This window comes from Halopenitus salinus (genome assembly GCF_055397165.1).
Genome location: NZ_AP043853.1, coordinates 263,639 through 289,824, shown reverse-complemented (window position 1 = coordinate 289,824; position 26,186 = coordinate 263,639). Strand labels below are relative to the sequence as shown.

Here is a 26,186-nt window from a genome sequence, read left to right as displayed (position 1 = left end):
CGCCCATGGACGTTCGATCCATTGAGGCGATTCCGCTCTCGTACGCGCTACCGGACGATCGCGGCTTCGGGGGAACCCGAGGCATAACCCACAGCCGGGCCGTAACGCTCCTCAGGCTGGAGACGGCCGACGGGGCGGTCGGATGGGGCGAGGCCTCCGCTCCGCCCCGGACGGTCGCCAGGGCGATGCAGGAGGTCGTCGCGCCCTACCTCGAGGGGCGCTCCCCCCACGACGTCGAGACGCTCACCTCGGACGTCTACGCGGGCGACTACCACATGGGTCGGGGACCGATCGTTCACAGCGCGGTCAGCGCGGCCGACATCGCGTTGTGGGACCTGAAGGGCAAGGAGATCGGCGAACCGATCCACCGACTGCTCGGGACGTCGGACGACGATCGCTTCATCGACGGGTCGGATCCCGCAGACAACGTCCCGTACGCCTCGACGATGTACATCACGGAATGGGGACAGGACCCGGCCGAACCCATGGAGGACGCCCTCGAGGAGGGATTCAACGCCGCGAAGATCAAGATCGGCCGCGGGATCGACGACGACGTCGAGCGGGTGCGAACGGCCCGCGAGACGCTCGGCGAGGACGCCCACATCATGGTCGACTACAACGGGAACTACCGACCCAAACAGGCCGCACGGGCGATCGAGGCGATCGAGCCGTTCGACATCACCTGGGCCGAAGAGCCGATCCCGCCGGAGAACGAGTCCGGGTATCGCCAACTCTCGCGGACGACCAACGTCCCTCTCGCTGCGGGAGAGGCCCACTACAGCCGATTCGAGTTCAAACGACTCGTCGACGATCGCACCGTCGACATCGTCCAGCCCAACCTGACCCACTGCGGCGGGCTCTCGGAGGCGCGATTCATCGGCAAGCTCGCGACGACCGAGAACGTCGGGGTTCGACCTCACGTCTGGAACGGGGCCGTGGGGCTCGCCGCCTCGCTGCACTTCGCCGCGTCGATCCCGGCGTATCCCCACTCGGGAGCGCTTCCCGAGCCGGTCCTCTTCGAGTTCGATCGCAGCGAAAACCCGCTTCGCGACGAACTCCTCGTGGACCCGATCGAGCCGGACGACGGCTCGGTCGCGCTACCCAGCGATCCGGGGCTCGGAATTACGCTTGATGAGACCGCAGTCGAGCGATACCGAATCGAGGAATGAGCGGTTGGGATCGAGGTGGAAGCGGCCGGACGCGGGACGGTCGCGGCGTCACATGGTCGGACGAACGACGAACGCTTCCTCGGCATCCCTATTTGGTCGGCCTGGAGGGAGGGACGTGAGTGCCAGAACGAGGGCTACCTCCGGAGTCCGCCCCTGACTGCGAACGGTAGTCCGAGAACGAGACGCTGACGGGTGAACCACTTCGTCCACCACCACCACCACCACCACGTCCGTCGAAAACGCGAACATACATACACCCACGCCACGGCGTGGGTCGTAGGAAACGATGACTGTCGCAAACGACTTTGAGATGGACGAGACGGTCTGTGTGATCACCGGCGGATCGGGCGTCCTCGGTTCCGAGATGGCGAAGGCGATCGGCGAGAACGGCGGCAAGGTCGCACTCCTCGCCCGTGGCGAGGAGGAACTGGAGGAGACGAGTACCGAACTCACGGAACGGGGGATCGACAACATCACCATCCCGGCATCGGTGCTCGACCGTGCCGAACTGGAAGCGGCCGCCGAGACGGTGGTCGACGAGTACGGGCGTATCGACGTTCTGATCAACGCCGCCGGCGGGAACCACCCCGACGCGACGACGGGGGCGGAGACGTCCTTTTTCGACCTCCCGAAGGAGGGACTCGAGACCGTCGTGAACGTCAACTTCGTGGGGACGGTCCTCGCCTCCCAGGCCTTCGGCGAGTACATGGTCGACCGGGGAGAGGGGACGATTCTGAACGTCTCGTCGATGAACGCCTTCACGCCGCTAACCAAGATTCCGGGGTACTCGGGCGCGAAGGCCGCCGTTTCGAACTTCACCGAGTGGTTGGCCGTCCACATGGCACGGCAGTACTCCCCGGACATCCGCGTGAACGCGATCGCGCCCGGGTTCTTCCTCACCGAACAGAACCGGTATTTGCTGATCGACGAGGAAACCGGGGAGTACACCGACCGTGGGCAGGCGATCATCGACCAGACACCACAAGGTCGGTTCGGCGATCCCGAAGACCTCTCGACGACCGTTCTCTGGCTGATCGCACCCGGCTCCGAGTTCGTCACCGGGACGGTGATCCCGATCGACGGCGGCTTCTCCGCGTTCAGCGGTGTCTGAGGAATCGCCACGTCGCCTCTGCTCGAAGTTTACGGTTTCCGAACGAGCTGCTCCGCGGGATCTGACCTGCACGGTTCGACGAAGCCTGCCGTATGAATCGTTCGTTCGTACCCGGCCTATCGAACGCTCAGGCGATCGCCCGGTTCGGATCGAACGTGGATACGAACCGTTCGTTCTGGGAGAACGATTCCAAATGCCTCGACGCAATATAATTACACAAGTATCTGTGTAATACCGTCCGTGTCCCCCGTCGCGTTCACCGAGAGGTTCGACTGTGTGCACGGTTGCTCGATCGAAAAAGACGTTTTCATGTGGGGAGGATCGGGGTCGAAGCGTCAACCGACGAAGCCGCCGTTCTCGAGCGTGACGAGGGGTTCTAACCGATGCGAGATTCGTTCTCGAGAGGGGAACGCCAATCTTAGACGTCCTCCTCCGCTAACCCCGGAGGAATCCCGATCAGTCGGATAGTAGGGTTGGCAATCTCCTCGTTCCCTCGGTGTGAACCGTCCGATCTCGCGGTCGGACAGGAAGACTCGGGGCTGCACCTAGCGATCAGTCAATAATCTCGACGCCGGTGAATTCGAAGCGTGTACCGCCAGATTGCTCTTCACCTAATTCGATCGACCAGCCGTGACGGTTCGCGATACGACCAACGATGGTGAGTCCGACTCCGTTACCGCCATACCCCGTCGAGAATCCGTGCTCGAAGACGACTTCGCGCTTCTCCTCTGGAATTCCTGTACCGGTATCTTCTACGTAGAGCCCATCCTCAACAGGTCCGATTCGAATCGTAACGTCATCGCCGCCGTGTCCGATCGCGTTTCGGAACAGATTCTCGAAGAGGGCTTGCAACTGCCCGCGATCTGCCTGTACTCGAATATCAGTGACATCCAAAGATGCGTCGCGGGTCTCGACCATCTCCCACGCATCTTGGGCGACGGTGCTGAGAGCGGCGGTCTCGGTGGGGCCTGGAACCTCGTTGGATTGTGCGAGGTCTATCGAGTCCTGTGTGTGACACCGGCCTGCAGATTAGTCCGAGCGCAGTATCGACCGCCAGGATCGGCGATACGGATTAACCTCCCGGGAGTCTATCGGTAATGATGACACAACGATCCGTTCTGGTTCGTGCGCTGTGGTTCGTGTTCGTCGGTTGGTGGGTCACACCAATCGTCGTGAACACTGCGTGGCTGCTCAACGTCACGGTCATCCTGTTGCCGATCGGTATCAAGCTGATCAACCTCGTGCCGACGGTGCTCACGCTCGCGGAGCCGCGGTCCCTTTCGGAGCCTGAATCGGCGCGAGGACAACGCTCGCTGGCCGTCCGGGCGATTTACTTCGTCCTCGTCGGCTGGTGGCTCAGCCTGCTGTGGGCGAACGTGGCGTCGTTCCTCGCACTCACGGTCGTGGGGGTCCCGGTCGCGATCTGGATGCTCAACCGACTGCCCTACGTCACGTCGCTGTACCGGTTTCACGGCTAATTGTCGCGCTCTTGGGCATCCATCAACTCCCGAAGCCGTGTGATGCGTGTCTCTAGGTTTGGGTGCATCCGGACGATTGGTTGGAACCATCTCTGCAGTGAACCGAATGTTCCGTTCGCCTCGACATCCGGGGAGACGATCGTGAATGCACCGATCTCCGCGCGTGGGACGGTCGTGGCTGGTCGCTCATTGACCGCGTTCTCGATCGTTCGAAGTCCGGTTGCGAGCGCTGCTGGCTCCCCAGTGATCGCCGCCGCGCCCCGATCGGCGGCAAACTCCCGTGTCCGTGAAAACGAGGCGGACAACAGCAATGTACAGAGTCCGATCGGAAACCCAACCACGAGACCGACCGTGAGAAGCGCGTCGGCGTAGTCTGCACGACTTGCGAATCCGTGCTCGACGCCCGCCGTCGGTCCTGCCAACAAACTCCCGATACGACCGGCTGCTGCCAACGGTAGCGCGACGCCAGTCATGACTGCAGCGTCCCGGTTCTTAATGTGTGCAACTTCGTGCGCGACGACTGCCTCGAGTTCCGTATCGTCTAGGAGATGAACGAGTCCCTCGCTGACGAGCAGATGCGCATCCTGCGGGGTGAATCCGGTAGTTAGCGAAATTGGTTGATCTATCTGGGCAACGTAGACGTCCGGAATGGGCGCATCGGCTTGGTGGCTTACGGATCTCACCGCCGCTAGCAATGCGGGATATTCATCCGTACTTGCGCGGCGTGCTCCGGTTGCGTCGATCACGTACGACGGCGCATCGCGTTCCCCCCACACGACTGCGGCGAGAACTGCTACCGTTGCGATTCCAACAAGTCCATTCGTAACAGACGTCCCAAACTCCAAGGGCATCGGAGTAAAGAGGCTAAAAAATGCGACGCTCAGGACGACGGCGGTTCCGCTGGCGATCGCAGCGGCGAGAACGAGGAGTACGAGTCCGAGTAGCGACACGACCATCTGCAGTTGGAGGCGACGATTTGGGGACCACTCCATCATTCCTACGAGTCGATCCAAACGGAGGAAAACGCGTCGAAAAATCTTCGTTGGATGTCACGAGTTTGTGTGTGACATCAAGATCCTCCGCTCGGTCGGCTCGTCATTTACGAATATGTCCACCCGTTCACGGTACTGTGTCGCGAGTCGACCGCCGAAGTACGTTTGACGAGTTAATTCCGACTCGATATCTTCAAAGATCGTATCTCCTCCGACCGGTGGATCCCGTTCCTCTGGTGAGAGTACTTGTACTAACACAACATCATTTCGAGCGAGTGAGGCGATTCCTGTCTCAAGTCCGTTGGGATCTCCAATACAGTCCGTTATCACGACGATTAGTGACCGCGATTGGATCGACGCATATACGCCTCAAGAGCTGTCTCAACTTTCCCGTCTAGCGAAGTACCATTCGTATCCGTATCCCACAAAAGCCCCTAGAGGGGCTGCAATGGGGAGAGTAATGATTCCCCCGAATAGAGCGATTACAGCAGTGATGAAGATGAACTCGGAGACCGCACTGACGAGTGAGCCAGCGGAAAACTGACTTAGAGAGAACATGAGGCCTATCAGAGTTGCGAATATGAAGAGCGATCCGAGCGCTGAAACGACACCTGCTACCGCACCGAAGACCGAGTTCGGTTCATCCGGCATCATCAGACGCCAGATGACGGTCGCTACGATGAGGGCGACGACCGGTGTGACGATCGTCCCGAGGAAAATGATCTCACTTCCTCGTCGATACCCTGCTAGGCTCGCGGAGTCAAATCCTCGGGGCCTGAACGTCTGGAAAAAGTTCCAGAGGTTAATCATAACGGCAACGAGGAGCGCCGACACGCCGGCGGCGAGGCCCGCCCCGATATCTCGCCGGGACACACCTAGATAGTCGGTCATACTCCGATCGACGAATGCTTGCGGTCACTCGGTAATAAACGTTCGACGACCGATCCTCTCACCTGACACCGCTCACTCGTGACCGACTCGCGTCCTCTATTCAGCACGCCGTTTGTATCAGCCGCTGAGGATTTCAACGGAGTCCTGGAGCTGGAAATTCGTGGAATGGGATCGAAGCAGTATGCTCGTCCATCGTCGAACTCCTATGCCATCTCGTTGGGTCCGTTGAGACTGCTTATCCAACTCGGCGGCTGGTCGTTTCCGGAATGACGGTCCGATCTGTGAAAAACGCTCATGTACTAGCGTTGATGGACGGAGACGTTTAGTTTTGCTCACCCATTCTAGCTCAGAAACACCACTCCGTTCTTTATGTTCTTGCCCGTTGAATTACTAATGAAGCCGCCCTAAACTGGCTTCATAACCCATGGATATCGACCAATTTGCCTCCGAACACGGAACAACAGAGACTGATGCACCGTTCCAATTGGAAAACGGTTATACGCTTGATGTCGCAGTCGATGGATCAGTTTTAGCAAAAGCCGGTTCGATGGTCGCTTTCACGGGTGACCTCTCATTCACCGGTAAAAGCTCGGCTGAAGGCGGGATCACGGGATTCATCAAGGAAGCTGCGACCGGTGAGGGGACACCGGTCATGTCCATCGAAGGTCAAGGGCATGTGTATCTCGCTGATAATGAGAAAAAAGTTCAACTTCTTGAACTTGATGACGGCGAGTCGATTACTGTCAACGGTGAGGATGTTCTTGCGTTTGACCCTGACGTCTCATACGAGATCTCCTCAATGGATACACTAGCTGGCGCATTCGCTGGAGGATTCACGAACGTTTTCCTTGAAGGACCCGGATATGTCGCAATCACTACTCATGCTGATCCCATTGTCCTTGAACCGCCCGTCTCAACAGATCCGAGTGCCACAGTTGCTTGGAGTGGAACGTCTCCGAGCGTCCAAGTTAATAGAAATCTCTCCGACATGATCGGCCAAGAATCCGGCGAACGCTATCAGATGAACTTCGCCGATGATGGTGGCTTCGTCATCGTTCAGCCGTACGAGGAACATGCCGGCGGACAGTAGATGTAAGTGACAAACGAGAAGACACGACTGGGTTTCCCAGCCGTGAAGTCTACATCGTTTGCGACAGGTGCTTCGGCCCTCCAGTCGAAGCCCCAACGGCAACGAACAGCGGGAGTCGAATAATTCTTTGTGTGGTCGCTTCGCTGTTTGAGACTAAAGTGGTTCATGAAGTGTACAGAACCTTTTCGGCGCATCCCGACGATCGGTTGGACTGTGCGCCGCCGCCAGTACCTCGCGACGACCGCCCTCCTCACAGCACCGCTCGCCGGATGTGCACATCCATCCAACGTTTTGGATATGCAGGAAGCGACGTCCGATCGACTTGCTGATGAAGCCTCACGGTCCGTCTCGTCCGAGTCGGACGACTATCGGATACTCCAGAACGCGGTCGAAAACGGCTCGGCGACTGCATCCGGGACCACACCACCGATCGACGTTGACGAGCCCGTCCGGTTTCAGGGCGGATACTACGACGTCTCCGCGACCGAAACCGCCCGTCGAGAGCGAACCAGTTACGACATTCGCGTCGACTACAACCCGGATTCCCCGGATACGGCCGACTCGATTGCGTATGCCGATCTCCCGGAGGAAGACAGGAACGCGCTCGAGGGATTGATCCCGCCGCGGGACGATCCACCGCAACACGACGGGTTCGATATGGGGACGCGATACGTCTATCCCGAGAACGCTACCGAATCATCGGTCCTTGTTCCGACACAACAGTACGAATACATCCGCTATAAGGAGTCGACGTATCGCGTGCAGTTCGAACGCGGAACCGTCGACGAGATCACCTACCAGTATGCGGTCACGGAGATCGCCCCCAGTACCGAAGCATACGCCGAACAGCTCCGATCGACCTACCAGTTCACCCTTTCGGGGCTGTCGTCCGCCGAACGGGAGATCGTCGAGGAAGCGATCGAAGGCGGGTACTTCGACGGCGCGAGTGACGCGTTTCGGTCGGTGATCTCCAGATTACGAGCGCATCCTGGCCTCGAAACGAGCGACTCGTACGGGACCTGGCTCCCCGAGTACGAAGGGACGGCGTACATCACTTACGCCGAGTTTCCCTCCGATGTGACGCCGGCGGGACGGGAGCCCGATGCGGACGACAACGTCAACTCCTCCAACTGATGCTGCTCACAGTTCTGGGCGTCGTCTTCGTCGCCCTCGGCGTTGCGATCGGCTGGTACGGACTCCGTCGGCTCGCTGTCGTCCCGCGAGTGCTCCGTTCGGACGTCGTCGATCCGGACGCGGTCACGGACGAGGATTCGTTCGTCGTGTGCCGGGGGATCGCCACCGAGTCGACTGAGGGTCTTTCGGCACCGTTCACGGGATCGCCGTGCCTCGGCGTCGAGTTCGAGGTCACCGAGAAACAGCCGTTCGGGATCACGCTCCCGTGGGTGCAGGCGCATCTCGACGACGGCGTCGCAACACGTCCGTTCACCCTCGACGGGCCGAACGGCAGCGTGAACGTCCGTCCGTCTCCGAAGCGATTCGGCCTCGACACGGAATCGACCGTCATCACGGTTGGCGCCGACGAGACACCACCCGACCGCATCCGGCAATTCGTCGACGTCAGAGAGGAGCTCGAACCGGTGGCGGATTGGATACGCATACTTCCGGGATTTGGAACACGGCGCTACGTCGAGCGGCGGATCGACCCGGGTGAGGAATATCTCGTGGCAGGACCCACGGAACGGAGACAGGGGGAAGTGGCTCTCAACGGGAATCTCGTGGTTACGGACCGCTCTCCGAGACGGTTCGCAACTGAACGACTTCGAGATGCGGTGTTTCCGTTGAGTGTTGGACTCATCTTCATCGGTGTAGGACTGTTTGGCATCGTCACGTGATCACGGTTCTCGTGGTTCCACGAGGAGATAGTCATTTTTCGCGGTAACTGCATGAGCAGGGATAAGCAATTGGCCATCCTCGGTTCGTGTGAATCCCGCATCAACATTCGCAGCTGGCTCAACACGAAGGTGTTGTAACTCACCCGTTTTCGGATCAAACGAGATATTCTCCAAGACGCCCAACTCAAGCCCGGTTGTCGTCATCACGCTGTCTCCGCTGATGGTGGAGGCGAGGACCTGTTCCATACGGACACGTGGTGTCCCATGAGGATAAATTCACGAATAGGTGAAATGGATATCTTAGCTTCACTTCTCCAACTGGGCCCCTGCGTCCTCGAACGTGTGAGTCGCCTCTGGAATGACTCCAACCAGGACCGATATCCATCGGTAGTCCGTGTATGCCCTCGTGAGCGACCGTTGGTCGTTCTCGGATTGTCCCTCAATAGCGGTTCGTATTTTCGAATCCGGCTCCTCGAAAGTCGGAATTAATCGACGGCCCATCCATCGCTCGAGATCAACATCCGATCGACAAAGGGTTTCGACAGCGTCGATCGCATTTGAACGGGCTTCCGCGATCGCGTCTCCATCGGATGGGCTGAACGCTGTCCCCTCCTCGAGACGGTTGCCCACGACATCGAACGCGTTGAGGTAGCAGCACATCCGGTATGTGCGGCGAAAGGTCGTTGCGGGATGGGTGGGCGAGTACCCCGGCAGAGCGATCGGATCAAACCGTGCATCGTCGAAGAACTCGCCCATTCGTCGAGAGAGAAGCCGTGCACTGGGTGCATCGTCAGGAAGATCCGACCGGTCGAGATATACGTCGGAGTCGGGATACCGTATCGGCCGCTTCAACTCGTCACCCTCATCGGCACCGTGTAGCGCTCGTAATCGCTCCTCGATTTCGGGTGCGATCGACGCCAACGTCTCTTCGAGGGCACGCTCCAGTTCACGAGCGGAAAGCCCACCGTCAACCATCTCCACATATCGCGAAGTGAGGTATCTCCCCAGATCGATCTGTGCCTGTACCCGTTCGATGTCGCCGACCATTCTCCCGGTACGAACCGGATTCGGTTGCTCCGCGACGGTTCGTGGTCCGCCAACGAGCGTCGATCGACGGGCAACGTCGAGCCACCGTTCGATCGCTCCGTAGATGGTTGCCCCCTCGCCAATGGTTCGTCCCGGTCCCGGGAGGGAATCACCGAACGACTCGATAGTCTCGAGGACGGCCTGGACCGATCGGGCGATCGCTGTTGGCGAGCCGGATTCCGTCACTGCCGCCCACGTTCCAACGGCGATCGCTGCCTCCGATCGTGCCGTGACCAGTCGCTCGATCACTGACAAAGCCGGGGGATTCCCACGATGGCGGCGGAGGTTTGCCAATTGCTCGAGTTCGCGGCGTGCCCGATCACGGCTCTCGACGATCTGTGTCCGGATCGTTGCGTTCGGGAGCGTCTCGTCGGAAAGTGGATCCGGAATCGGCTCGAGGAGATTCTCGATCCGCTCCCGGTGTCGGGAAACCGTCGATTGCGTCAACGAGACGGGAGTGATTGCCGGGCGGGTTGGGAGCGATCGATGGAGGGCACTGTCGAGTCCATCAGTGGTAAACTCGGGAGGATTCTCCCAGTACGACCGCTCACGTTCCGTACAGCCTGCGATCGCCGCGGCGCCGACGGCGGAGAGGAGTTCCCGTCGGGAGAGTGAATCGACTCGACTCACGCGTCCTCACCCGTCTCTACCGGCGTAGTTCGGATTCTCGAAGAGTCATTCGCTCCCGTGATCGTACGTGAACCCTCAACCGTCACGTTCGCATCGATTTGGCGGTAGTCAGTGTCCGTCGCATCACAGGGAGAGTGCCCGCTCGCGCCCGTGCCCGAGAGATCCGTATTGAGAGCTGCCGGTATGCGTATGAATAGTCCAACTGCCTCCCACCTGTCGGCTGCACACGTGTGAGTTGGCGGGCGAAGCTCACGACAAAACTCGTACTCTACGTGACCAGGTTCCCACGAGACGGACTGGATCCGGTACCGCTGACAGGATTCGGTCCTGACGGTCCTGAAAAACACCGACTGATCGTCGAAATCCGTTTCCTGAAGGAATGATTTGGCTTCGTCGACGTCGCGTTGTGAGACCCCATCAGCGAAGGTTACCTCCGAGACGTCTTCGTCATCGACGAAAAGCGTCTGAATAACCCTGTGTTCGGTAGAAGACGTGTGGCTACCGGATCTCTCCGTTTCAGTCCCGTTGCGGGTGAGCAACACGACGTTTTCAGCCGGGTTTCGGGGCTTGCTGACTGCTGGCTTCGTGATGGACCCGGATCGTGTTTCGCGATCCGGCGGAGAACGTTGTGGGGACGGGGGTTCACTCGACGTCGAACAGCCGGCTACACCAGCCATACCTGCAGAGACAACCATCTGGAGGAGGGAGCGGCGCGTCGGGGACATACCTACAGAGACTTCGAGTTGGTGACAAAGGGTTTGTGGAAGAAAATGTGTGTTCCGCTATGGACGCGCGGTTCCTCTCCTCACGGAGCAACCGGCAATAGGTGTGCTCGGTAGGATGAGGGCAATTCCTAACGAGTTACGGACTCAGAAACACGAGTCCTCCTTTTACCGCTTTGAGGTTCCAATCCGAGTTATGGAAATCAATTTCAATGGTCCATCTGGAGCGCTCCATATCGCCCTCGCACTGCTCATGGGATTAACATGTGCAAAACCTCGCCCTTCAGGGCGGGGAGGATGTCAGACTGGGCACCCTCGTTTCTATCTTCCGAAGGTGAACTATCCACCTCACAAGGTGTCACAGAACAGTTCACTGGTATTGATCTCCATATTTTTGAGGCATATCAGCGGGTAAGTAGATTGTGCTTACTGATACACCCGTCCGAGGATAGATTGTGTGACGATTATGACAACGACGACAATTGCGACCCTTGATAACACCCCTAAGTTCGTAAATGCCCGTAGAGCGAAAAGAACAATGAGGGCTATCGTGGCAGAGGTGACCATTACCTGATTTTCGCGGGAAACCATATTGCAAATCAAGGGAGTTGAACCATGAATTGAACGAAGTACCTACCGAAAGGTGGTTCCCCTTCAGCGACCAGCTGTTTCAGTTGCTGGGTGACGATCTTCTGGTGACGAATGAGGACCGGCTGGACAGAGCGATCGAACACAACGCGGCGAATGCCGTGCTAGTCAAGCCGAACCAGGCCGGTACGATCACGCGAGCGATCGACGTCGTTCACCACGCCAAAAATGCGGGATGTAACCCGGTCGTCTCGGCTCGATCCGGAGAGACGTGCGATAGCACTATCGCCGACCTCGCGATCGGGTTGGATGCGGGCCAGATCAAGATCGGCTCGCTCGCCCGCTCCGAGAGGCTGGCCAAGTACAATCGTTTGCTCGAGATCGAATCGGAGACGACCCGTAACTTCGCCTCGTTCGCGCTCCCGTCCGTCTAACGAATCGCGGTGTTTCTCACGGTTTTATACGCCTTGAATGACTTTTCGGATCCAATGACTCCGTACGAGGCCTTCGACGACGAGACCGAGGTTCGTGGTCAGGTCGTCCGTACCATCGTCACGGAAGCGATGGGGAAGTTCTCCGACGAATATCGTGATCGAGCGATGGATGCGCTCGCTGATGAAGGAATCGTTGATCCCGGGCCTGATGAGTGGTATCCACAGCAAGCGTGGCTCAACGCGTTCGAGGTGATCTCGGATGATCTCGAGACGCACGTACTCGATCGACTCGGTCAACAGATCCCGTCGGTTGCTGACTGGCCGACCGATCCGGAGACCGTCCCGGAGGGCTTGAAGTCGATCGACGATGCGTATCAGCAAAACCATCGAAACGGAGGGATCGGATACTACCGATTCAAACAGACTGGCGATCAAGTTGGCACCGTTACCTGTCGGAATCCATACCCGTGTCCGTTCGATCGTGGACTCATCCGTGGTGCCGCTCAAGAGTATGCACCCGTCGATAGCTTCGTGTTCGTCGAGGAAACCGGAACGGAGTGTCGTCGGAACGGCGGAGATGAATGTGAATTCACCGTCTACTGGTAGCACTCTCCGTTAGGAATCGTATTCTTCGAGCGCATTACGGAGTTCCTCGGGTGAAAATTCGGCGGCCAGACGAACGACCACCTGTAGGTCTTCATAGGTTTGACGGAGATTCCGGATCCGCTCTTGGGCGTTCGGATTTTTTTCTTCTTCAAGATCGGACTCGGCCTGTCGAAGCGTGCGGAGCGTTGACTGCATCTCGCGTTGGAGATACTGTTGAAAGACGTCCTGGAGGATGAACCAGATCTCGTGTTCCGCCTCGAATCGTACCCGCCTCCCGCCTCCACGCGACGATCGTCGATGGATCAATCCGATCCGTGTGAGCTGGCGAGTAACGGTACTGATGGTCGATTTTGCATAGCCGGTTCGTTCGACCAGCTCGGGGATCGATAGCGGCTCCGAGGCGAAATACAATACGCCATACACGCGTCCCGCGCTCCGACTTAATCCGTATACCTCCGCGGATTGTTCCATCGATTCGATGACTCGCTCGGTGACGTCCGTGTGCTCCCCGGTCATAATGTAGGTATGTCCCCCCGCTCCGTATGAGAACCCTCTTGATCCACACCAGCCTTTTTCATTCCGTAATCCTTAAACCGTTTGGTTTGTTTGTTCGGAATGTACCGAACAAGAGAAACGGCCGTCCCTCCACCCAATGTCAAGCGCATTTCCACACCAGACGCCGGTCGATCACACGCCAAAAGACGCCGATAACGTGGTCGTTCGTCGGAACGATTCGACCGACGTTTTCGAGGTGCTCTCCTCGGACACCGCGCAGGCGATCGTCGCTACGCTCCGTAACGAGCCCCACACCACTTCCGAAATCGCGGAGTCGATCGGCACCTCCATCCAAAACGTCCAGTACCACCTCGAGCGGTTGGAGGGAGCTGACCTCGTTGAAACAGCAGGTACGTGGTATTCGGCGCGCGGCAAGCCGATGACGGTTTTCGCACTGGCGAGCGAACGGATCGTCGTGACGTTTGAAGAGGATTGATCGACGCTCCGATCACGATCGGTAGTGGTGAGTCACGAGCTTCGAATACGGTCCCAGTCGACGTAGAACACGACGACGAGCGCGAGACTTAGTGCGGCCACGTACAGCAGTAGTTCTGCAGTCAGTATCCGGACGTTCCCCACCACGTGAACGTCCGTGAGGGCGGTCGCTCGAGTAAGTATGCTCCACAGGAGTTGCGTGAGGACTCCCGTAATGAACACCGCCCCGTATCGGCGCTCCTCGTACGCTGCGAGCAATCCCGCGATCGGCGCCACGATCATCGTCGGTGCGACGATCCACGACAATTCGTCGGCGCCGACGAGTACCGCCACGTGTTCGAAGATTCCCCCCAGTGGTCCGACGATCGGCGTGAGTACGACGAACAGTAGGAGGGCTCGACCCGCATCATGTAACCAGGAGTCGGAATCGGTGCCGGAGTCGGAGTCACTCATCGTCGCTCACCCGATAGACCGTGTCACCGGCAATCCCGTATACCGTCCCCTCGTCGATCACGGGCGTCCATCCATGCCCTGGTGTGTCGGCGACGTCGACCGCAAACACGCTCTCGTCCGTCTCCGGATCGAGTGCACTCACTCCGGATCGTCGAGCCACGTACACGTGGTCGGCGCCGACGCTGATCCCGTGTTCTGCTCCTATGAACTCGCGGTCCCAACCGATCGCTCCAGACCGGTTCACACGAAGGACGCGGTCCACGTCCGGTCTGACCACGAAGACGTCGCCGTCGACGGCGATCCGATCGAGAAACGTCGACTCCTCGTCACCGAGCGGGACGTCCCACTGGTGGCGGCCATCGTCCCGGTCAAACGCACGGAGCGTTCCCGAATCCGTCACGAAGAGCGTGTTCTCGCCGATCGCGACTCCGCTTCGACGTTGCCGATGTCGTCCCTCCGAGAGCGTCTCGTCGCTCGTCCATTCTCGTGTTCCCGTTTCCGGATCAAACGCGACGAGTCGGGATTCCTCGCTCCGTCCTGTAGGTGATCCAACGACGATCGCGTCCTCATCAGCTGCAAGCGGTACGTACTGTCCATCGGTTCGCCAACGCTCGCGACCGGACGTTACATCCAGTGCGACAAGTCGATGCTCACCATCGAGCAGCGCCGAAACGTACGCCGTGTTCCCGAGTAGCGTCAGCCCGTCGGTACTGCTGTTCAACTCGAACCGCCACCGAGGGTCACCGCTCGCGATGTCGATCGCGTACACTGCGGACAGGGACGCGACCAGGCACAGATCACCGTGAACCCGTGGGGCGCTATCGAGTTGGTGGTGTTCACGGCGCCGATCCGTGGGCAACGTAATCGACCATCGTGTATCGCCCGTTTCGCTCGAGAGGGCACGGAGTCGATCGTGTGCCGGGACGAGCAGTCGATCGTTGACGAGCGCGCACCCCTCGAACCGGAACAGGTTCGACTGATCGAACCGGCGAGTCCACGTGGTGTCGGGAGCGCTGGGTCCGGTTTGTGCGATGCTCGCCGTGTTTCGTGGGTTTGCACGTGGATGGTTCCAGGCATCCATCTCTGCGGAATCGTGGGCCGTCCCGCTCGCTCTCGGAAGGAGGGCTCCGCCGACGGCCGACGCGCCGGCGAGGGCGAGGAGACGACGTCTCGTGATGGAGGGCGGCATTTCGTCGACATCACCTTTTCGGCGTGTCCCCATAATCCATGTGGACCGTCGAACGCGTACTGTACCTCTCCACCCGGGTGTTAGATCAGGTTCGTCCGACGCGGCCCGACGTCCTCCTCTCACATGATCAGAATCGATTCAGATGACCGACCGTCGTCGACTGATCGTCGCCACCGGGAGTGGATACCCACCAGAGGGCCCTCAGTCACGGCGAGATCGAATTGCGTATACTGACACGACGACGAGAGCGACGACGGTGGCTATGGGCCCGAATCCGGGCTCCTCAACGTCCGTCGTTCGAGTCGGAGCCTCCGTTGGTGTGGCGGTATCCGTCGGCGACGTGGTCGCTGTTGGTGGTTCTGTTGTAGGTGTTCGTTCGGGTGATGTAGTTGGGGTTATCGTTGGTGAATCGGATGGTGTCGAAGTCGGTGTGGCGGGGTCGGTTGGTGTGGCGGTCGGCGTTGCAGTCGGCGTCGTGGTCGACGTGTCGTCCGTTCCGACGTCGATCCGGATGGTTTCACTCGCTTCGCCGGCCGTTAGATCGTCGACTCCCTCGATACGGAGCGTGTAGGTTCCCTCGTCAACCTCGGTGAAATCGAACAACCAGTAGGCCGTACGATCGTTCGTCGTTCCGAGTCCCTGAACCTCCCGAGCGAGAACGTCCTCGTCGACGTCTTCCGGGAGACGATCGGATTGTGCGTCCGTTGGATTCGCCGAGAGCACTTCCCGCTCTATGGAGATGTTCCCCTCGTGGCTGACCAGGTCGACCTCGAGGTCCTCGGCCTCGACGTAGTTCCAGTCGACGATCACCAACAGCGATTCGTCTCGCTGCAGCTCGGACGTGTCGTCGAGTTCCGTTCCGACGCTGTTGTAGAGCGTGACGGTGCTGATCCGAGGCTCTTGAACACGTACCGTGAGATCCTCACCGGAGTATCGGCCGGGCGTCTGATCGGCTTGGATCGACCCCGATAGACGAAGCGGTTCTCCCTCGTTCCGTCCCGTCTCTCCCTCCAGAACGGTTTCAGAGACGTCCGTTCCGGATGTATCACGCCACGTCCGGATGTCCTCTTCTCCCTGGAAGACCGTGTAATAGCTCTCGTTGTCAAGGATGATCTCACCGGTTCCCGTTGAGGAGTTCCATCGCCCCCGTGGTGCCAACGCTTCGAAATCGGGTGACTGTGCTGATGCCTCTACGACCGGACTGGTCATCCGAGCTGTGTCGGTTGGGGTACTTGCCGGAATCCCCAACCCACCGGATAGTCCGATCACTAGGAGGGCACTTACGATGAACCTGAGCCACGCTCTCGCCATACTTGTGGTACGATTGGTGAAAATATGAATCTGACTGGGTGGTGGCTCCTCCTCGGTTCCGGACACCTAAGGAACTCCACGGTCGGACGCTCAACGCACGAGGGCAACTCGCACGTTGGTGAAAACACGGTATGAGTCTCCTCCGGTTTTATCTCGGTCTATCACCGAATGACCCGTATGGCCCTCCAACTCGGCCGAACGTTCAGTGACGGTATCGATCGGTTCCTCGCTCGAGCTGGTGGTGTTCTACTCCGAGACTGCGACACGCGAGGGATCAATGCCCCCGGCTTGCCCGCATCCCCTCGTGGTGGCTCGCTCGTCGAACGGTAACGTGCCTATCTACCTTCCCCACTCATGCAACTCACACTTCGCCCCTCTCGAAATCGACTGACACGGGGAATCGTCCTCGCCATCGTGTGTCTTCTCTGCCTCTCGCTCGTCGGGGGTGTTGCGAGCGCACAAAGCGATCGGACGGGCGGGACGGTCACGATCGCGTCCGATGAAACACACGACGGTGACCTCGAGGTGACCGGTGGTGACGTCCGGATCGAGGGGACCGTCGACGGCGATCTCACCGTGACGGGTGGGTCGGTATTCGTCCCCGGAAACGTGACCGGAGATCTGACCGTGACGGCAGGCACCGCGAACGTTAGCGGGGATGTCGGCGGCGCTATAACGGCCACTGGTGGCACTATCCACGTCCGTGAGGGTACCACGGTCGGCGGACCCGCCGATATAACCGGTGGAACGATCACGATCGACGGTTCGATCGACGGGAACACACGTCTCGACGGCGATTCCGTAACCGTCGGACCGACTGCGAGCATTGACGGTGACCTCACCTATCGCGCTGATCGCGCCGAGATAGATGATTCCGCCACGATCACCGGGACGGTTACCGAGCGTGAGGACTCCGGTATGGGTCCCTTCTCCGATACGTCACTTCCGGACGTCCCCGACTTCGTCGTGACGCCCCTGCTCGGTGCGTATCTCTTTCTCGCGAACTTCCTGCTCGGGGCAATACTCCTTCTCGTCGCTCCGAGCTTCAGCGAGAGCGTGTCCGATCGGGGAATCGATCGACCGGTGGTATGCGGGGGTGTCGGCCTCGTCAGCCTGTTTGCGGCACCGATCGTCCTCGTGATGGTGTTCCTCTCGGTGATCGGCATTCCCTTGGCGTTCTTCGCGAGCTACAACATCATCTTCGCGGTGTGGATCGGACTGGTCTATGGGGCCTTCGTTGTCGGCACCTACACCTTGTCGCTGTTCGATCGTGTTCATCGATGGGGGGCGCTCGCGGTCGGTCTCGCCCTCGTGAGCATCGCGAACGCGCTTCCATACGTCGGGTGGGTGCTCGTGTTGTTCACGCTTCTCGGAATCGGTGCGATCGTGCGTTCGCTCTATGACCGTCATGTCCGCGGAAAAGAGGATGGGGAAGCTCCAGATCATCCCGATCCAGCTCCGCCGGTGAACGAAACGAGGTAGTCGGATCCCTTCCACGGCTAAAGCCGTGGGCATCCTCCGTGAATCTCTGTGATCTTGATGCTGGACGGAGATCACGCTCCGACGTTTTGGGATTTCCTTGAGGCGGTGCATCACGACTTCGATCGACCAACGGATGCGATCGGGGATCCCACACGAGCGAGATGTCGCATCCGTCACCTGCCGACCACGCAGACGAACGGACGTCCCAACTCCACAGTCACGAGGTGACCGAACTATCCGAATACCGTTCGTAGAGGACCACGAGCGCGACGGAGTGAACGGGACCCACGACAGCTGCGGAGAGCAAGACGCCGACGGCCGGCAATTCGGCGAGCCAGCCCGCCCCGAGACCGAGCGTCACGATCAGGGCGGCCAACGCGAATCCGTGGGAGACGGACCGACTCCAACTCGTCCGAATGGCGGCGAGGATCCCTGGCTCCAGAAGAAGCGCGATCGGGAGGAAGAACGTTCGTACGGCGATGAAGACGACGATACCGAGTGCCGTGACTCCAACCAGGAGCGACCCGGGGGAGTACTCCAAGGAGATCGCAGTACCCACCCGTTCCGTGAGGTAGAGCCCACCGACACCGACGAAGTACACGAACGAGCCGTGTGGGGAGAACGACACGTCGCTCGCCCACGTCATCGTCAGCCAGCTTGCAGCCGCCACCGCGCTCACCGCGACGAGCTCGACCATGAGGGCGTACACGAACACCTCCGCGGGAAGATCCACGAGCGCATCGAGTGTCCGAACCGTCCCCGGCGCTCCGGTCGGATAGGGCGTATAGACCACCTGCAGCGTCGATCCGGATCCCGGTCGCCTCACCGGAAGCGGATCTCGGAGACGGAGCCGATCCAAAACGGTCCAGAGACAACCGACGATGACGAAGGGCACCCAGAGACGAACGCTCGAACGGAGCGTGGCCAGTATCTCCTTCGGAACTGACTCTGGATCGCACTCGCCATCACTTCGTTTGGATCCACGATCCCGAGTTCCGTTTGCGGTCATGTGGATTCCTCCAGGGCGATCAGGCGACTTCGATTGACGACGAGTAGCCGTCCGTCCCCGACGATCGGTGGGGAAAGCGGTACCTCGGACGGTTCGTAGCGGAACCGCTCCTCGCCGCTCTCGACATCGAACGCGACCAGCGACGCGTTTCGCTCGACCGCGTAGACGACGCCGTCGGCGACGACGGGTTCGGTTTCTCCCTCGAGGGGAGCCGACCAGTCCACCTCGCCCGTCTCGAGGTCGAGCGCGTGAAACTCCTCGAGGCCGTCGCTCACGAGGACTCGCTCCGTGGTTACCGCTCCAGCACCCTCGGTCGCGTTCCCATCGAGGTCGCGTTCCCAGATCGGCTCGCCATCGTCGGTGTCGAGTAGCGCGACGCCCCGTCGTGTCGTCACGACGAGACCGGCGTCGGTGACGGTCGTGCTCAGCTGCATCTGTTCGTCACGGTCGCGTTGCCACAGTTGTGTGCCGTCCACACGATCGTATGCGGAAACCCGATTCGGCCAGTTCGCGAGGTACACCGCGTCGTCGTCTACGGCCGGTCGCCCGAACGACGCGCTGATCACCTCGTCGTCGACGACGGTCACCCGCCAGTCGACGGACCCGTTGTTGGCGTTTACCGCCGCGAGATCGTTCGTCCCGACGACGGGCGCATAGATCGTTCCGTCGGCGGCGACCGGATTCGTCGTCGGTGCGTGGTCGATCGTCGGGCGATACTCCGCTCGGGGAGGACCGCTCCACCGTTGGGCTCCGATCCGTCGATCGGAACCGGGAACCTCGATTCCGCCCCCGGCGTTCAGACCGTACAGGCCTCCCGTCGAGGTGGCAGCGAGCGTGGACGTCCGATACGGAGAGGCGTTCGCAGCGGCGAGACTCGACGTGTAGGGTCCCTCGTGTGTGAACGCCCGCGTGCCGTCGGCGGCAGCACAGGCGAGCAGTCCCCCGCCCGTCGCATACACCGTCTCGCCGAGGCGGACGGGCGCGCTGGCGCCGCGGAACCAGGCGGGTGCCTCGTGAATCCAGGCGGGCTCCACGTCGCTCGTCGGCCCCGAAACGTCCGGATTGTGGCCCGTCCCCGCAGGGTCGTACCGAGGCATGGGCCAGTCGAGTGGCGACGACGTCGGTTCGGTGGGGGATGCAACTCCCCGGGCGCCGGCGGCTGTGCCGGCGAGGAGCGTCCCCACTCCTGCAAGAAAGTGTCTTCTGGAGGGCATTCGGCTTCGATCCGTACCTTCGGGCCCGCACAAATGGGTCTACCGGTACCACGTGGCGGTGCCACCGGGCTCGGACATCGAGCGCAAACACACATTTCAACCCCGTTCGAGACGGCGAAGGGTCGAATTTTTACAGACGGGAGTCGATCGTGGTGTATGGTCTCGCGGCGATCCCTCCTCGTCGGTGGGGGCCTCCTCGTCCTCACGTTGGTGCTCACGAGCGGAGTCCTCGGAGTCGGAACCCCCGAGCCGGTGGTGACGCTCGAAAACGAGGACGACGCGACCTACCACGTGACGGCGTACACCGTGACGGATGCGGACGCGGCCGGATTTCTCAACTTCGAGGTGACGACGGAGGACGGACAACGACGGCTCGTCACCTACGAGGAACTCGTCTGGCCCGGCGAGTATCGGAACGTGACGCTCGTCGACGACGGCGTCGACACGCACTCGTTCACCGTCGAGCCCGGGGAGACGACCACGGGGACGATCGACGGCTGGTCCCGAGGTGACGCAACCGTGTATGTCGTCGAACGTGGCACCGAGAGGGAACACACGAGCTCGCGAGCGATCACCTGCAAGCGGCGTGGCCAGACGCACTCGCTCACGTTGGAACCCTCCGGATCCGAGGGATCGTCGACCTGTGCCGGCGGGATCGGGTGGCTCCTCCGCGGATAGCCGATGATTGATGACGACGTCCACCACCTCTCGAAATCTGGCCGGAACTGACGGTGGAACTATATTATATTAAATCGTTATCCGAGGATCTCATAAAGCATCAGATAACCACAATTTCCAGATAGTACTAGAAAAGACCCTGCGTGATGGAGAGTATTCCATTACCTAGTTCGATCACTGCGGTTTTCTCGGGCTGAGTGCCGATATCGATCTCAAGCTGTTCTTCATGTATGTCGTCACATTGAACTGAAATCACGTACGTCCCTGGTTTGAAAGCGTCAGATACGCTCTTGATCCCTTGAGGTCGTACTACGTATTTATTCTCAAACACCTGTTGCCCATTCTTGTCTCGAAGGGCGACTTTGATACGGTGGGGATCGTTGGTGTCGTAGTTCCGAATAAGTATGTCCTCGCTCTCAGTTGATCGATCACGGTGCTGTTCGGTACTATCGAGTCCAGAATTCGTAGCCATTTTCTCGACTTCGATCGGCATATCTACAGCTACATAGCGAACACAAGAATATCCGCTTATGAGTCAAACTGGAGTTTGAGTGTCAACTCGATAACTCCTCTACTGTTGGTCGATGGTGTATCGTTCGTATCGAACCTGCCCGTATCGGTAGGAACCGTACGACACACCCGCAGTGATGAGCAGATAGATACCCGACCCGACCCAGATCGCTGGACTCGATCCGATCCCGTTCGAGAGGTGATACCACGTCAGTATTAACCCGATCACCGTCCCCCCCGTGACGACAACGAGATAGCCGATCATCACGAGGGTGGATGGAACCACCGTTTCTGTTCCCCAGAATTTGCGCTTCTCGTAGATGGGGTAGACCGTCCCGATCCCGATCGAAAAGAGGGCCGCGGTGAGACACATTCCAAGCCCGACAGTTGCGAACACGATCGCACTCATCGGCGCGGTGCCGAGCAGTATCGAGCCAAGAGGAATGCTCACCGCAATCGGAATCCCGACGGCGAGACTGGCACACATCCGCCCTCGAAGGATCGTTTGGGGGTTGGTCGGTGTGAGTAGGAGAAGCGGTAGCTGTGGTCGATCGTCGCCGAGTGGATTCAATCCGAACGTCGCCCCCGAAAAGTATGCACCAAGTCCGACGCCCATCCCAGCAACGAGTAGACCGAGCGCATCGTGAGATGACTGGGCAAGCGTCGTTCCAAATGGCCCGATGATGAACACGATCATTACGAGGTGACCGAATTTCCCGGGATTGCGAACTCCCCGGACCAGTAGTCCCCACGCAATACGTCCGGACTTTCGCCACGCAAACGGCCGTGGGACGGTGAATTTCGAAGTCGAGATCCTTCTCTTAGCTGTTCCTCCATGAGATACTACGTCCGTGAACCACAGCTCCGATGCCTGGAGTGTCGCGATATGGAGACCAACAGGAATCATTACTCCGAGCCCACAGAGGACAGCGATTGCTCCCGGCGTGACCGTTCGTGCTAGATGTGTCCCAATAAACACTAACGCCACGTAGTCAGTCAGCGGCGATAACGCGATTCCCTCGAGAATATCTTGTATCAATTGTCCCTCCTCAATGATTAACGGGCCGATGAATTGGGACACCACGATTAACCCGACCATTGCGAAAACGCCTACCCCTTTCAGAACGCGTCGAACTGTCGGAAGACGCCGAAACACCCGAAGAACGACAAGTCCTCCTGCATATCCCCACACGGCAGTCCAACAAACTAAGGGAACCATAAGAAGGCTGACCGTCATGGGTAGCGTTGGTGCTCCGAGTCCGAGTGAAAACGCGACGAGAAGCGCCCCTAATGGAACGCCGAACCACGCAACCATTCGTGCGACCTCTGCGGTGACGAGCCCGATGACGACCGCTCGCGGATGAACCGTCGTCAAGAGGAGATCCTCCGTGTCACTACTGCCGATTCGTTCCAGGGTTCTGAGTATCGCAAGGAGTAGTAATCCAACCGGCAACACTGTGGTGGCAGGGGCAAAATACGGAAGGGTATCGATAGTGCGTACCGTTCGTCCCAGGATGAACGCTGTGGGGAGCATAAAGAGCAGGCTCCCGCCGAAGAACAGAATCGCCAGGATGAGGCCAAGAAGTCGGCGATTGTTGTGAATCTGCTGTCGAACGCTGCGACGAAACTCCGCACGTCCGATGCGTAGCCCGTGATGAACGTCTCGAAGGAGACTCATACTCGGTCCGTCGAAGTGGCCACGGTGTCCTCGCTGGTCACGGCCAGGAAGGCGTCTTCGAGCGATCCGCTTTCAGCGGTTTCCGCACGGGATCGGAGCTCTGCAGGCGTCCCCTCGGCGACCAGTTGACCGTTATACAGCACGCCGATCTCGTCGGCGACTGCTTCGACAACCGGCAGGACGTGCGTTGACAGGAAGACCGTGGTCCCTTCTTCGGCAAGGTCGACAATTGACTCGCGGATCCGGCGAGCAGCCCGCGGGTCCAGCCCCGACGTTGGCTCATCGAGAAAGAGAACCTCCGGATCGTGAAGGACACACTGGATGAAGGCCGTTTTTTGTTTCATCCCTTTCGAGTAGTCCTCGATACGCCGATCGGCGTCGTCGTGTAGATCGAACTCCTGGAGGTAGTGTTCGATCCGCTCCGAAGCATCTTCACCAGGAATATCACGAAGATCGGCCACGTACTCGAGTTGCTCGCGGGCGGTGAACTCTTCGTAGAGAGGTGGTGTTTCAGGAAGGTACCCAATGAGTGGCGCGATCGCGCGGCGATCTTCGACGTCGACGCCACAGATCCGACGCGTCCCGGAGGTGGGATTCGACAGTCCAGTCAGCAACCGCATCGTCGTGGTCTTCCCAGCACCGTTCGGCCCGAGAAATCCGTAGACGGTGCCGATCGGGATGGTAAGCGATACCCCATCGAGAGCGACCTCGGATCCGTACGTCTTCCGAAGGTCGCTCGTCTCGACGGCGACATCCGTATTCGAGGAGGGCATATCCGTATTTCCCTTCAACAGCTGTTTGCCTAAGAGTTTAGGTTATCAAAATTGTGATAGCTGATGCGTTTGTGCAGGGCTTGAACTTGAGGTACTCCACTTGTGCCCTCAGGGATTGACCTCTAGGTGGGTGATTCTATACCTGAGCGAGTCCCATGAAGCCAATTCTAAGTGACTGAAAACTATCCCCTCTTTTGTATGTGTTCCATGCCAACACCTACACGGAATGCCCTCCACCAATCGCCGTACATTTCTCGGCGCAGGCATAGCTATTGGACTCGGCTCTTTGACTGGGTTCAGTAATGTAAAAGCACAGGACGCTGATTCGACTTCTTCCGCCGGCGAAAACGATGACGAAGAGTCATTGGATACGTGGCTTGCAACTGCGAATGATCCACAGACGCATCAGGTTCGCGATCACCGGTATGATGAGCCACCGACAGTCTACCTTGGTGTGTCGAATACGAAATCATTCTCGCCGCCCGCGATCAAGATCGCACCTGACACAACGGTGACGTGGGAGTGGATTGGGGACAACGAAGAGCACAACGTCGTAGCTACTGATGGCACCTTTGATAGTGGTCTACCTGCTTCGGAGTCAGGAGAGACTTTTGCGTACACATTCGAAGAGCAAGGGACGTACAAATACGTCAGTGAGCCACACGCCGATGCCGGAATGAAAGGTGTCGTTGTGGTCGATTCTGCACCGTCGAGCGAGTACCCGACTGTTGACAAGTGGCTCGCTGGAACGAACGAATATGATGGAACAATCACCGACCGTATGGGTACGGACCTTGTCGAGATCACCACTGGAGCGAAGGGGAACGATGGCCATTTTGCGTTTGAACCGCATGCAGTGAAAGTCTCGACCGGAACTACAGTTCGGTGGTCGTGGACCGGGAATGGTGGTGCTCACAATATTGCATTCCAAGACGCCGATCTAGACGGTGAGACTATCCACTCCGAGTCTGGTGTTCATTTCGAAGAAACGTTCACCGAGACTGGCGTCTTTAGGTATTCCTGTGAACCTCACCACGCTATCGGACAGCGTGGTGCCATTATCGTTGAGTCTGATTCCTCCCACGGCTGAAGTCGTGGGCATCCTTCTCGTTCCTCTGTGAACTGCCTCGGGGTCAAGTGGTTCGAGACGCCGAAGGCGTCTCGTCATCACGAGAGAGCTTCGCTCTCCCGAACGACCCCGAGGCACTCGGCCTGTTCCACCTGTAGAGAAGGGAAACAACGCGACAACCGCGAATCTGGACAGCCAATAGTAAAATCCGGCTCTGTTGAAATCCTCAACTGGTGACATGTTTTCGGCGTCCTGCTGAATACAGAGCGCGACTGTAGCAGCATAAACTGTCAATCACTATTGATCGACAAGCCTCACAAGAGTGCCAGCAACGCGATTCCGATCCCGATTGAATTGAGAATCCCGTGGATAATGCTAACGATCAACAGACTTTCAGTCCATTCGTAAATGGCACCAAGGACGAACCCACCGGCGCCGATACCCAATAGCGCTCCGCCGACGGAAACCGAGACGAGATCAGATCCGCCGAACCAGTAACTTGGGATATGCCCAAGTGCAAATCCGATCGATGTAATAGAGATTGCGGCGACGGGACCGAACGATTCGCGTAGCCGACCTTGAATGACACCGCGGTAGAGGAATTCTTCGATTGGGGCGATGAAGACGAGATTGCCGATGAGGAATACCGTGTAGATTACCAGAGGATTCGAGACGGCTGCCGCGGACGAAATGGTCGTCGCCCCGCCATCCCCGAAGGGTATGACGACGATCTCGACGAGGACTGCGACGATAACGGACAGGGTCACACCACCGACGATCCAGCCTGCGTCACGGAGTGTTGGCCATCTGATCCCGTAGGATACTCTTACCGGTCGAAACCAGAGATACGTCAAGCCGAAGATCGCCAACCAGAGAGTTGCCAACCCACCGCCGACGAGGAAGGTCAGCGCAAAACTCGCGAAGCCTAGTTCTATCTGGAGTAACTCGAATCCCTGAATGATGAGGAAAGCACCTGTGGCGGAAACCGCAAGGAGCGCACTGCCAACAAGCAACGTGCGGCTCGGATTGGACTCTTTGCCCGAGGCGGGTGGGTCTCCAGACGTGATTTGGGAGACAGGTGATGGATCCATTATGTATAGCCATCATCTCTATTCTAGGTCTGGATGCTTAGTTATGTGTGAACAATTATCTCAAGATTGCAGTTGATGAATTCTCCAGC

29 protein-coding genes are annotated in these 26,186 nt (G+C 59.0%); 12 read left to right on the top strand and 17 right to left on the bottom strand.

Features of this window, described 5'->3' with window-relative positions; genetic code table 11:
• Positions 1 to 5: 5 nt before the first annotated feature.
• Together ACZ5YD_RS03200 and ACZ5YD_RS03195 are read left to right on the top strand one after the other, a co-directional pair.
• Positions 6 to 1,169 (top strand): mandelate racemase/muconate lactonizing enzyme family protein, encoded by a 1,164-nt coding sequence (locus tag ACZ5YD_RS03200; protein ID WP_379741462.1) that lies wholly within the window; start codon positions 6 to 8, stop codon positions 1,167 to 1,169.
• Between the two features lie 286 nt (positions 1,170 to 1,455).
• Complete coding sequence (locus ACZ5YD_RS03195; RefSeq protein WP_379741459.1) at positions 1,456 to 2,280, top strand: SDR family oxidoreductase; 825 nt, start codon at positions 1,456 to 1,458, stop codon at positions 2,278 to 2,280.
• Positions 2,281 to 2,832: 552 nt separating this feature from the next.
• Here the strand turns inward: ACZ5YD_RS03195 and ACZ5YD_RS03190 are convergent.
• On the bottom strand, positions 2,833 to 3,198 hold the full coding sequence (locus ACZ5YD_RS03190; RefSeq protein WP_379741456.1) for a sensor histidine kinase: 366 nt from the start codon (positions 3,196 to 3,198) through the stop codon (positions 2,833 to 2,835).
• A 182-nt stretch (positions 3,199 to 3,380) separates the two neighbouring features.
• Between ACZ5YD_RS03190 and ACZ5YD_RS03185 the strand changes: the two genes are divergently transcribed.
• Positions 3,381 to 3,758: a YccF domain-containing protein gene (locus ACZ5YD_RS03185; RefSeq protein ID WP_379741453.1), complete on the top strand. Its 378-nt coding sequence runs from the start codon at positions 3,381 to 3,383 to the stop codon at positions 3,756 to 3,758.
• Here ACZ5YD_RS03185 and ACZ5YD_RS03180 read toward each other — a convergent pair.
• Together ACZ5YD_RS03180 and ACZ5YD_RS03175 are read right to left on the bottom strand one after the other, a co-directional pair.
• Positions 3,755 to 4,750 carry a M48 family metallopeptidase gene (locus ACZ5YD_RS03180; RefSeq protein WP_379741450.1) on the bottom strand — a complete coding sequence of 332 codons (996 nt, stop codon included), beginning with the start codon at positions 4,748 to 4,750 and terminating at the stop codon, positions 3,755 to 3,757. The genes ACZ5YD_RS03185 and ACZ5YD_RS03180 overlap by 4 nt on opposite strands.
• A gap of 381 nt (positions 4,751 to 5,131) precedes the next feature.
• The gene (locus tag ACZ5YD_RS03175; RefSeq protein WP_379741447.1) at positions 5,132 to 5,641 is read right to left on the bottom strand and encodes a hypothetical protein; all 510 of its coding nucleotides are present in this window, start codon (positions 5,639 to 5,641) and stop codon (positions 5,132 to 5,134) included.
• 424 nt (positions 5,642 to 6,065) lie between these two features.
• On the opposite strand from ACZ5YD_RS03175, the gene ACZ5YD_RS03170 reads away from it, so the two are divergent.
• From ACZ5YD_RS03170 to ACZ5YD_RS03160, 3 genes are all read left to right on the top strand, one after another.
• Positions 6,066 to 6,731, top strand: a complete 666-nt coding sequence (locus tag ACZ5YD_RS03170) for an AIM24 family protein (RefSeq protein WP_379741444.1) — start codon at positions 6,066 to 6,068, stop codon at positions 6,729 to 6,731.
• A gap of 297 nt (positions 6,732 to 7,028) precedes the next feature.
• A complete protein-coding gene (locus tag ACZ5YD_RS03165; RefSeq protein WP_379741441.1) occupies positions 7,029 to 7,865 on the top strand; it encodes a hypothetical protein in 837 nt (278 codons plus the stop codon).
• On the top strand, positions 7,865 to 8,584 hold the full coding sequence (locus ACZ5YD_RS03160; protein WP_379741438.1) for a hypothetical protein: 720 nt from the start codon (positions 7,865 to 7,867) through the stop codon (positions 8,582 to 8,584). The genes ACZ5YD_RS03165 and ACZ5YD_RS03160 overlap by 1 nt, the downstream gene beginning before the upstream one ends.
• Here the strand turns inward: ACZ5YD_RS03160 and ACZ5YD_RS03155 are convergent, their stop codons facing one another.
• The 4 genes from ACZ5YD_RS03155 to ACZ5YD_RS03140 all read right to left on the bottom strand — a co-directional run bounded on the left by ACZ5YD_RS03155 (position 8,585) and on the right by ACZ5YD_RS03140 (position 11,589).
• The gene (locus ACZ5YD_RS03155; RefSeq protein ID WP_379741435.1) at positions 8,585 to 8,830 is read right to left on the bottom strand and encodes a PRC-barrel domain-containing protein; all 246 of its coding nucleotides are present in this window, start codon (positions 8,828 to 8,830) and stop codon (positions 8,585 to 8,587) included.
• Positions 8,831 to 8,890: 60 nt separating this feature from the next.
• Positions 8,891 to 9,919, bottom strand: a complete 1,029-nt coding sequence (locus tag ACZ5YD_RS03150) for a hypothetical protein (RefSeq protein WP_379741432.1) — start codon at positions 9,917 to 9,919, stop codon at positions 8,891 to 8,893.
• A 377-nt stretch (positions 9,920 to 10,296) separates the two neighbouring features.
• Positions 10,297 to 11,025: a hypothetical protein gene (locus ACZ5YD_RS03145; protein WP_379741429.1), complete on the bottom strand. Its 729-nt coding sequence runs from the start codon at positions 11,023 to 11,025 to the stop codon at positions 10,297 to 10,299.
• Between the two features lie 423 nt (positions 11,026 to 11,448).
• The gene (locus tag ACZ5YD_RS03140) at positions 11,449 to 11,589 is read right to left on the bottom strand and encodes a hypothetical protein (RefSeq protein ID WP_464384459.1); all 141 of its coding nucleotides are present in this window, start codon (positions 11,587 to 11,589) and stop codon (positions 11,449 to 11,451) included.
• Between the two features lie 128 nt (positions 11,590 to 11,717).
• Here ACZ5YD_RS03140 and ACZ5YD_RS03135 point away from each other — a divergent pair, with 128 nt between their 5' ends.
• On the top strand, positions 11,718 to 12,044 hold the full coding sequence (locus tag ACZ5YD_RS03135) for a hypothetical protein (RefSeq protein WP_464384458.1): 327 nt from the start codon (positions 11,718 to 11,720) through the stop codon (positions 12,042 to 12,044).
• Positions 12,045 to 12,098: 54 nt separating this feature from the next.
• Positions 12,099 to 12,650 (top strand): hypothetical protein, encoded by a 552-nt coding sequence (locus ACZ5YD_RS03130; RefSeq protein ID WP_379741423.1) that lies wholly within the window; start codon positions 12,099 to 12,101, stop codon positions 12,648 to 12,650.
• 9 nt (positions 12,651 to 12,659) lie between these two features.
• On the opposite strand, the gene ACZ5YD_RS03125 is transcribed toward ACZ5YD_RS03130, so the two are convergent.
• Positions 12,660 to 13,166 carry a GbsR/MarR family transcriptional regulator gene (locus tag ACZ5YD_RS03125; protein WP_379741420.1) on the bottom strand — a complete coding sequence of 169 codons (507 nt, stop codon included), beginning with the start codon at positions 13,164 to 13,166 and terminating at the stop codon, positions 12,660 to 12,662.
• 136 nt (positions 13,167 to 13,302) lie between these two features.
• Here ACZ5YD_RS03125 and ACZ5YD_RS03120 point away from each other — a divergent pair, with 136 nt between their 5' ends.
• On the top strand, positions 13,303 to 13,641 hold the full coding sequence (locus tag ACZ5YD_RS03120; protein WP_379741417.1) for an ArsR/SmtB family transcription factor: 339 nt from the start codon (positions 13,303 to 13,305) through the stop codon (positions 13,639 to 13,641).
• Between the two features lie 32 nt (positions 13,642 to 13,673).
• Here the strand turns inward: ACZ5YD_RS03120 and ACZ5YD_RS03115 are convergent, their stop codons facing one another.
• The 3 genes from ACZ5YD_RS03115 to ACZ5YD_RS03105 form a co-directional block, all read right to left on the bottom strand.
• On the bottom strand, positions 13,674 to 14,093 hold the full coding sequence (locus ACZ5YD_RS03115) for a hypothetical protein (RefSeq protein ID WP_379741415.1): 420 nt from the start codon (positions 14,091 to 14,093) through the stop codon (positions 13,674 to 13,676).
• A complete protein-coding gene (locus ACZ5YD_RS03110) occupies positions 14,086 to 15,315 on the bottom strand; it encodes an outer membrane protein assembly factor BamB family protein (protein ID WP_464384457.1) in 1,230 nt (409 codons plus the stop codon). The genes ACZ5YD_RS03115 and ACZ5YD_RS03110 overlap by 8 nt, the downstream gene beginning before the upstream one ends.
• 168 nt (positions 15,316 to 15,483) lie before the next feature.
• Positions 15,484 to 16,593: a hypothetical protein gene (locus tag ACZ5YD_RS03105; protein ID WP_464384456.1), complete on the bottom strand. Its 1,110-nt coding sequence runs from the start codon at positions 16,591 to 16,593 to the stop codon at positions 15,484 to 15,486.
• A 354-nt stretch (positions 16,594 to 16,947) separates the two neighbouring features.
• Between ACZ5YD_RS03105 and ACZ5YD_RS03100 the strand changes: the two genes are divergently transcribed.
• Positions 16,948 to 18,075 carry a DUF8173 domain-containing protein gene (locus ACZ5YD_RS03100; RefSeq protein ID WP_379801127.1) on the top strand — a complete coding sequence of 376 codons (1,128 nt, stop codon included), beginning with the start codon at positions 16,948 to 16,950 and terminating at the stop codon, positions 18,073 to 18,075.
• A 217-nt stretch (positions 18,076 to 18,292) separates the two neighbouring features.
• Here the strand turns inward: ACZ5YD_RS03100 and ACZ5YD_RS03095 are convergent, their stop codons facing one another.
• Positions 18,293 to 18,901, bottom strand: a complete 609-nt coding sequence (locus ACZ5YD_RS03095; protein ID WP_379741402.1) for a hypothetical protein — start codon at positions 18,899 to 18,901, stop codon at positions 18,293 to 18,295.
• 179 nt (positions 18,902 to 19,080) lie between these two features.
• The gene (locus ACZ5YD_RS03090; protein ID WP_379741399.1) at positions 19,081 to 20,181 is read right to left on the bottom strand and encodes a PQQ-binding-like beta-propeller repeat protein; all 1,101 of its coding nucleotides are present in this window, start codon (positions 20,179 to 20,181) and stop codon (positions 19,081 to 19,083) included.
• Between the two features lie 273 nt (positions 20,182 to 20,454).
• Between ACZ5YD_RS03090 and ACZ5YD_RS03085 the strand changes: the two genes are divergently transcribed.
• Entirely contained in the window at positions 20,455 to 20,976 is a 522-nt protein-coding gene (locus tag ACZ5YD_RS03085) for a hypothetical protein (RefSeq protein WP_379741396.1), read from the top strand.
• Between the two features lie 127 nt (positions 20,977 to 21,103).
• Here the strand turns inward: ACZ5YD_RS03085 and ACZ5YD_RS03080 are convergent, their stop codons facing one another.
• From ACZ5YD_RS03080 to ACZ5YD_RS03070, 3 genes are all read right to left on the bottom strand, one after another.
• Complete coding sequence (locus ACZ5YD_RS03080; protein WP_379741393.1) at positions 21,104 to 21,469, bottom strand: hypothetical protein; 366 nt, start codon at positions 21,467 to 21,469, stop codon at positions 21,104 to 21,106.
• Positions 21,470 to 21,547: 78 nt separating this feature from the next.
• Complete coding sequence (locus ACZ5YD_RS03075; RefSeq protein WP_379741390.1) at positions 21,548 to 23,164, bottom strand: hypothetical protein; 1,617 nt, start codon at positions 23,162 to 23,164, stop codon at positions 21,548 to 21,550.
• A complete protein-coding gene (locus tag ACZ5YD_RS03070) occupies positions 23,161 to 23,937 on the bottom strand; it encodes an ABC transporter ATP-binding protein (protein WP_379741387.1) in 777 nt (258 codons plus the stop codon). Before ACZ5YD_RS03070 ends, ACZ5YD_RS03075 begins: the two co-directional genes overlap by 4 nt.
• A 226-nt stretch (positions 23,938 to 24,163) precedes the next feature.
• Between ACZ5YD_RS03070 and ACZ5YD_RS03065 the strand changes: the two genes are divergently transcribed.
• On the top strand, positions 24,164 to 25,027 hold the full coding sequence (locus ACZ5YD_RS03065) for a halocyanin domain-containing protein (protein ID WP_379741384.1): 864 nt from the start codon (positions 24,164 to 24,166) through the stop codon (positions 25,025 to 25,027).
• Positions 25,028 to 25,320: 293 nt separating this feature from the next.
• Here the strand turns inward: ACZ5YD_RS03065 and ACZ5YD_RS03060 are convergent, their stop codons facing one another.
• Complete coding sequence (locus ACZ5YD_RS03060; RefSeq protein ID WP_379741381.1) at positions 25,321 to 26,097, bottom strand: CPBP family intramembrane glutamic endopeptidase; 777 nt, start codon at positions 26,095 to 26,097, stop codon at positions 25,321 to 25,323.
• Positions 26,098 to 26,186 lie beyond the last annotated feature (89 nt).

Excerpts from the sequence above, each read along its gene's own strand:
- ACZ5YD_RS03155 (WP_379741435.1), bottom strand. The coding sequence starts at position 8,830 with ATGGAACAGGTCCTCGCCTCCACCATCAGCGGAGACAGCGTGATGACG.
- ACZ5YD_RS03165 (WP_379741441.1), top strand. The coding sequence starts at position 7,029 with ATGCAGGAAGCGACGTCCGATCGACTTGCTGATGAAGCCTCACGGTCC.
- ACZ5YD_RS03080 (WP_379741393.1), bottom strand. The coding sequence starts at position 21,469 with ATGCCGATCGAAGTCGAGAAAATGGCTACGAATTCTGGACTCGATAGT.
- ACZ5YD_RS03065 (WP_379741384.1), top strand. The coding sequence starts at position 24,164 with ATGCCCTCCACCAATCGCCGTACATTTCTCGGCGCAGGCATAGCTATT.
- ACZ5YD_RS03070 (WP_379741387.1), bottom strand. The coding sequence starts at position 23,937 with ATGCCCTCCTCGAATACGGATGTCGCCGTCGAGACGAGCGACCTTCGG.
- ACZ5YD_RS03195 (WP_379741459.1), top strand. The coding sequence starts at position 1,456 with ATGACTGTCGCAAACGACTTTGAGATGGACGAGACGGTCTGTGTGATC.
- ACZ5YD_RS03160 (WP_379741438.1), top strand. The coding sequence starts at position 7,865 with ATGCTGCTCACAGTTCTGGGCGTCGTCTTCGTCGCCCTCGGCGTTGCG.
- ACZ5YD_RS03130 (WP_379741423.1), top strand. The coding sequence starts at position 12,099 with ATGACTCCGTACGAGGCCTTCGACGACGAGACCGAGGTTCGTGGTCAG.
- ACZ5YD_RS03105 (WP_464384456.1), bottom strand. The coding sequence starts at position 16,593 with ATGGCGAGAGCGTGGCTCAGGTTCATCGTAAGTGCCCTCCTAGTGATC.
- ACZ5YD_RS03190 (WP_379741456.1), bottom strand. The coding sequence starts at position 3,198 with ATGGTCGAGACCCGCGACGCATCTTTGGATGTCACTGATATTCGAGTA.
- ACZ5YD_RS03185 (WP_379741453.1), top strand. The coding sequence starts at position 3,381 with ATGACACAACGATCCGTTCTGGTTCGTGCGCTGTGGTTCGTGTTCGTC.
- ACZ5YD_RS03090 (WP_379741399.1), bottom strand. The coding sequence starts at position 20,181 with ATGCCTCGGTACGACCCTGCGGGGACGGGCCACAATCCGGACGTTTCG.
- ACZ5YD_RS03125 (WP_379741420.1), bottom strand. The coding sequence starts at position 13,166 with ATGACCGGGGAGCACACGGACGTCACCGAGCGAGTCATCGAATCGATG.
- ACZ5YD_RS03200 (WP_379741462.1), top strand. The coding sequence starts at position 6 with ATGGACGTTCGATCCATTGAGGCGATTCCGCTCTCGTACGCGCTACCG.
- ACZ5YD_RS03060 (WP_379741381.1), bottom strand. The coding sequence starts at position 26,097 with ATGGATCCATCACCTGTCTCCCAAATCACGTCTGGAGACCCACCCGCC.
- ACZ5YD_RS03180 (WP_379741450.1), bottom strand. The coding sequence starts at position 4,750 with ATGGAGTGGTCCCCAAATCGTCGCCTCCAACTGCAGATGGTCGTGTCG.
- ACZ5YD_RS03110 (WP_464384457.1), bottom strand. The coding sequence starts at position 15,315 with ATGGGGACACGCCGAAAAGGTGATGTCGACGAAATGCCGCCCTCCATC.
- ACZ5YD_RS03075 (WP_379741390.1), bottom strand. The coding sequence starts at position 23,164 with ATGAGTCTCCTTCGAGACGTTCATCACGGGCTACGCATCGGACGTGCG.
- ACZ5YD_RS03145 (WP_379741429.1), bottom strand. The coding sequence starts at position 11,025 with ATGTCCCCGACGCGCCGCTCCCTCCTCCAGATGGTTGTCTCTGCAGGT.
- ACZ5YD_RS03170 (WP_379741444.1), top strand. The coding sequence starts at position 6,066 with ATGGATATCGACCAATTTGCCTCCGAACACGGAACAACAGAGACTGAT.
- ACZ5YD_RS03100 (WP_379801127.1), top strand. The coding sequence starts at position 16,948 with ATGCAACTCACACTTCGCCCCTCTCGAAATCGACTGACACGGGGAATC.
- ACZ5YD_RS03115 (WP_379741415.1), bottom strand. The coding sequence starts at position 14,093 with ATGAGTGACTCCGACTCCGGCACCGATTCCGACTCCTGGTTACATGAT.
- ACZ5YD_RS03140 (WP_464384459.1), bottom strand. The coding sequence starts at position 11,589 with ATGGTCACCTCTGCCACGATAGCCCTCATTGTTCTTTTCGCTCTACGG.
- ACZ5YD_RS03120 (WP_379741417.1), top strand. The coding sequence starts at position 13,303 with ATGTCAAGCGCATTTCCACACCAGACGCCGGTCGATCACACGCCAAAA.
- ACZ5YD_RS03175 (WP_379741447.1), bottom strand. The coding sequence starts at position 5,641 with ATGACCGACTATCTAGGTGTGTCCCGGCGAGATATCGGGGCGGGCCTC.
- ACZ5YD_RS03085 (WP_379741396.1), top strand. The coding sequence starts at position 20,455 with ATGGTCTCGCGGCGATCCCTCCTCGTCGGTGGGGGCCTCCTCGTCCTC.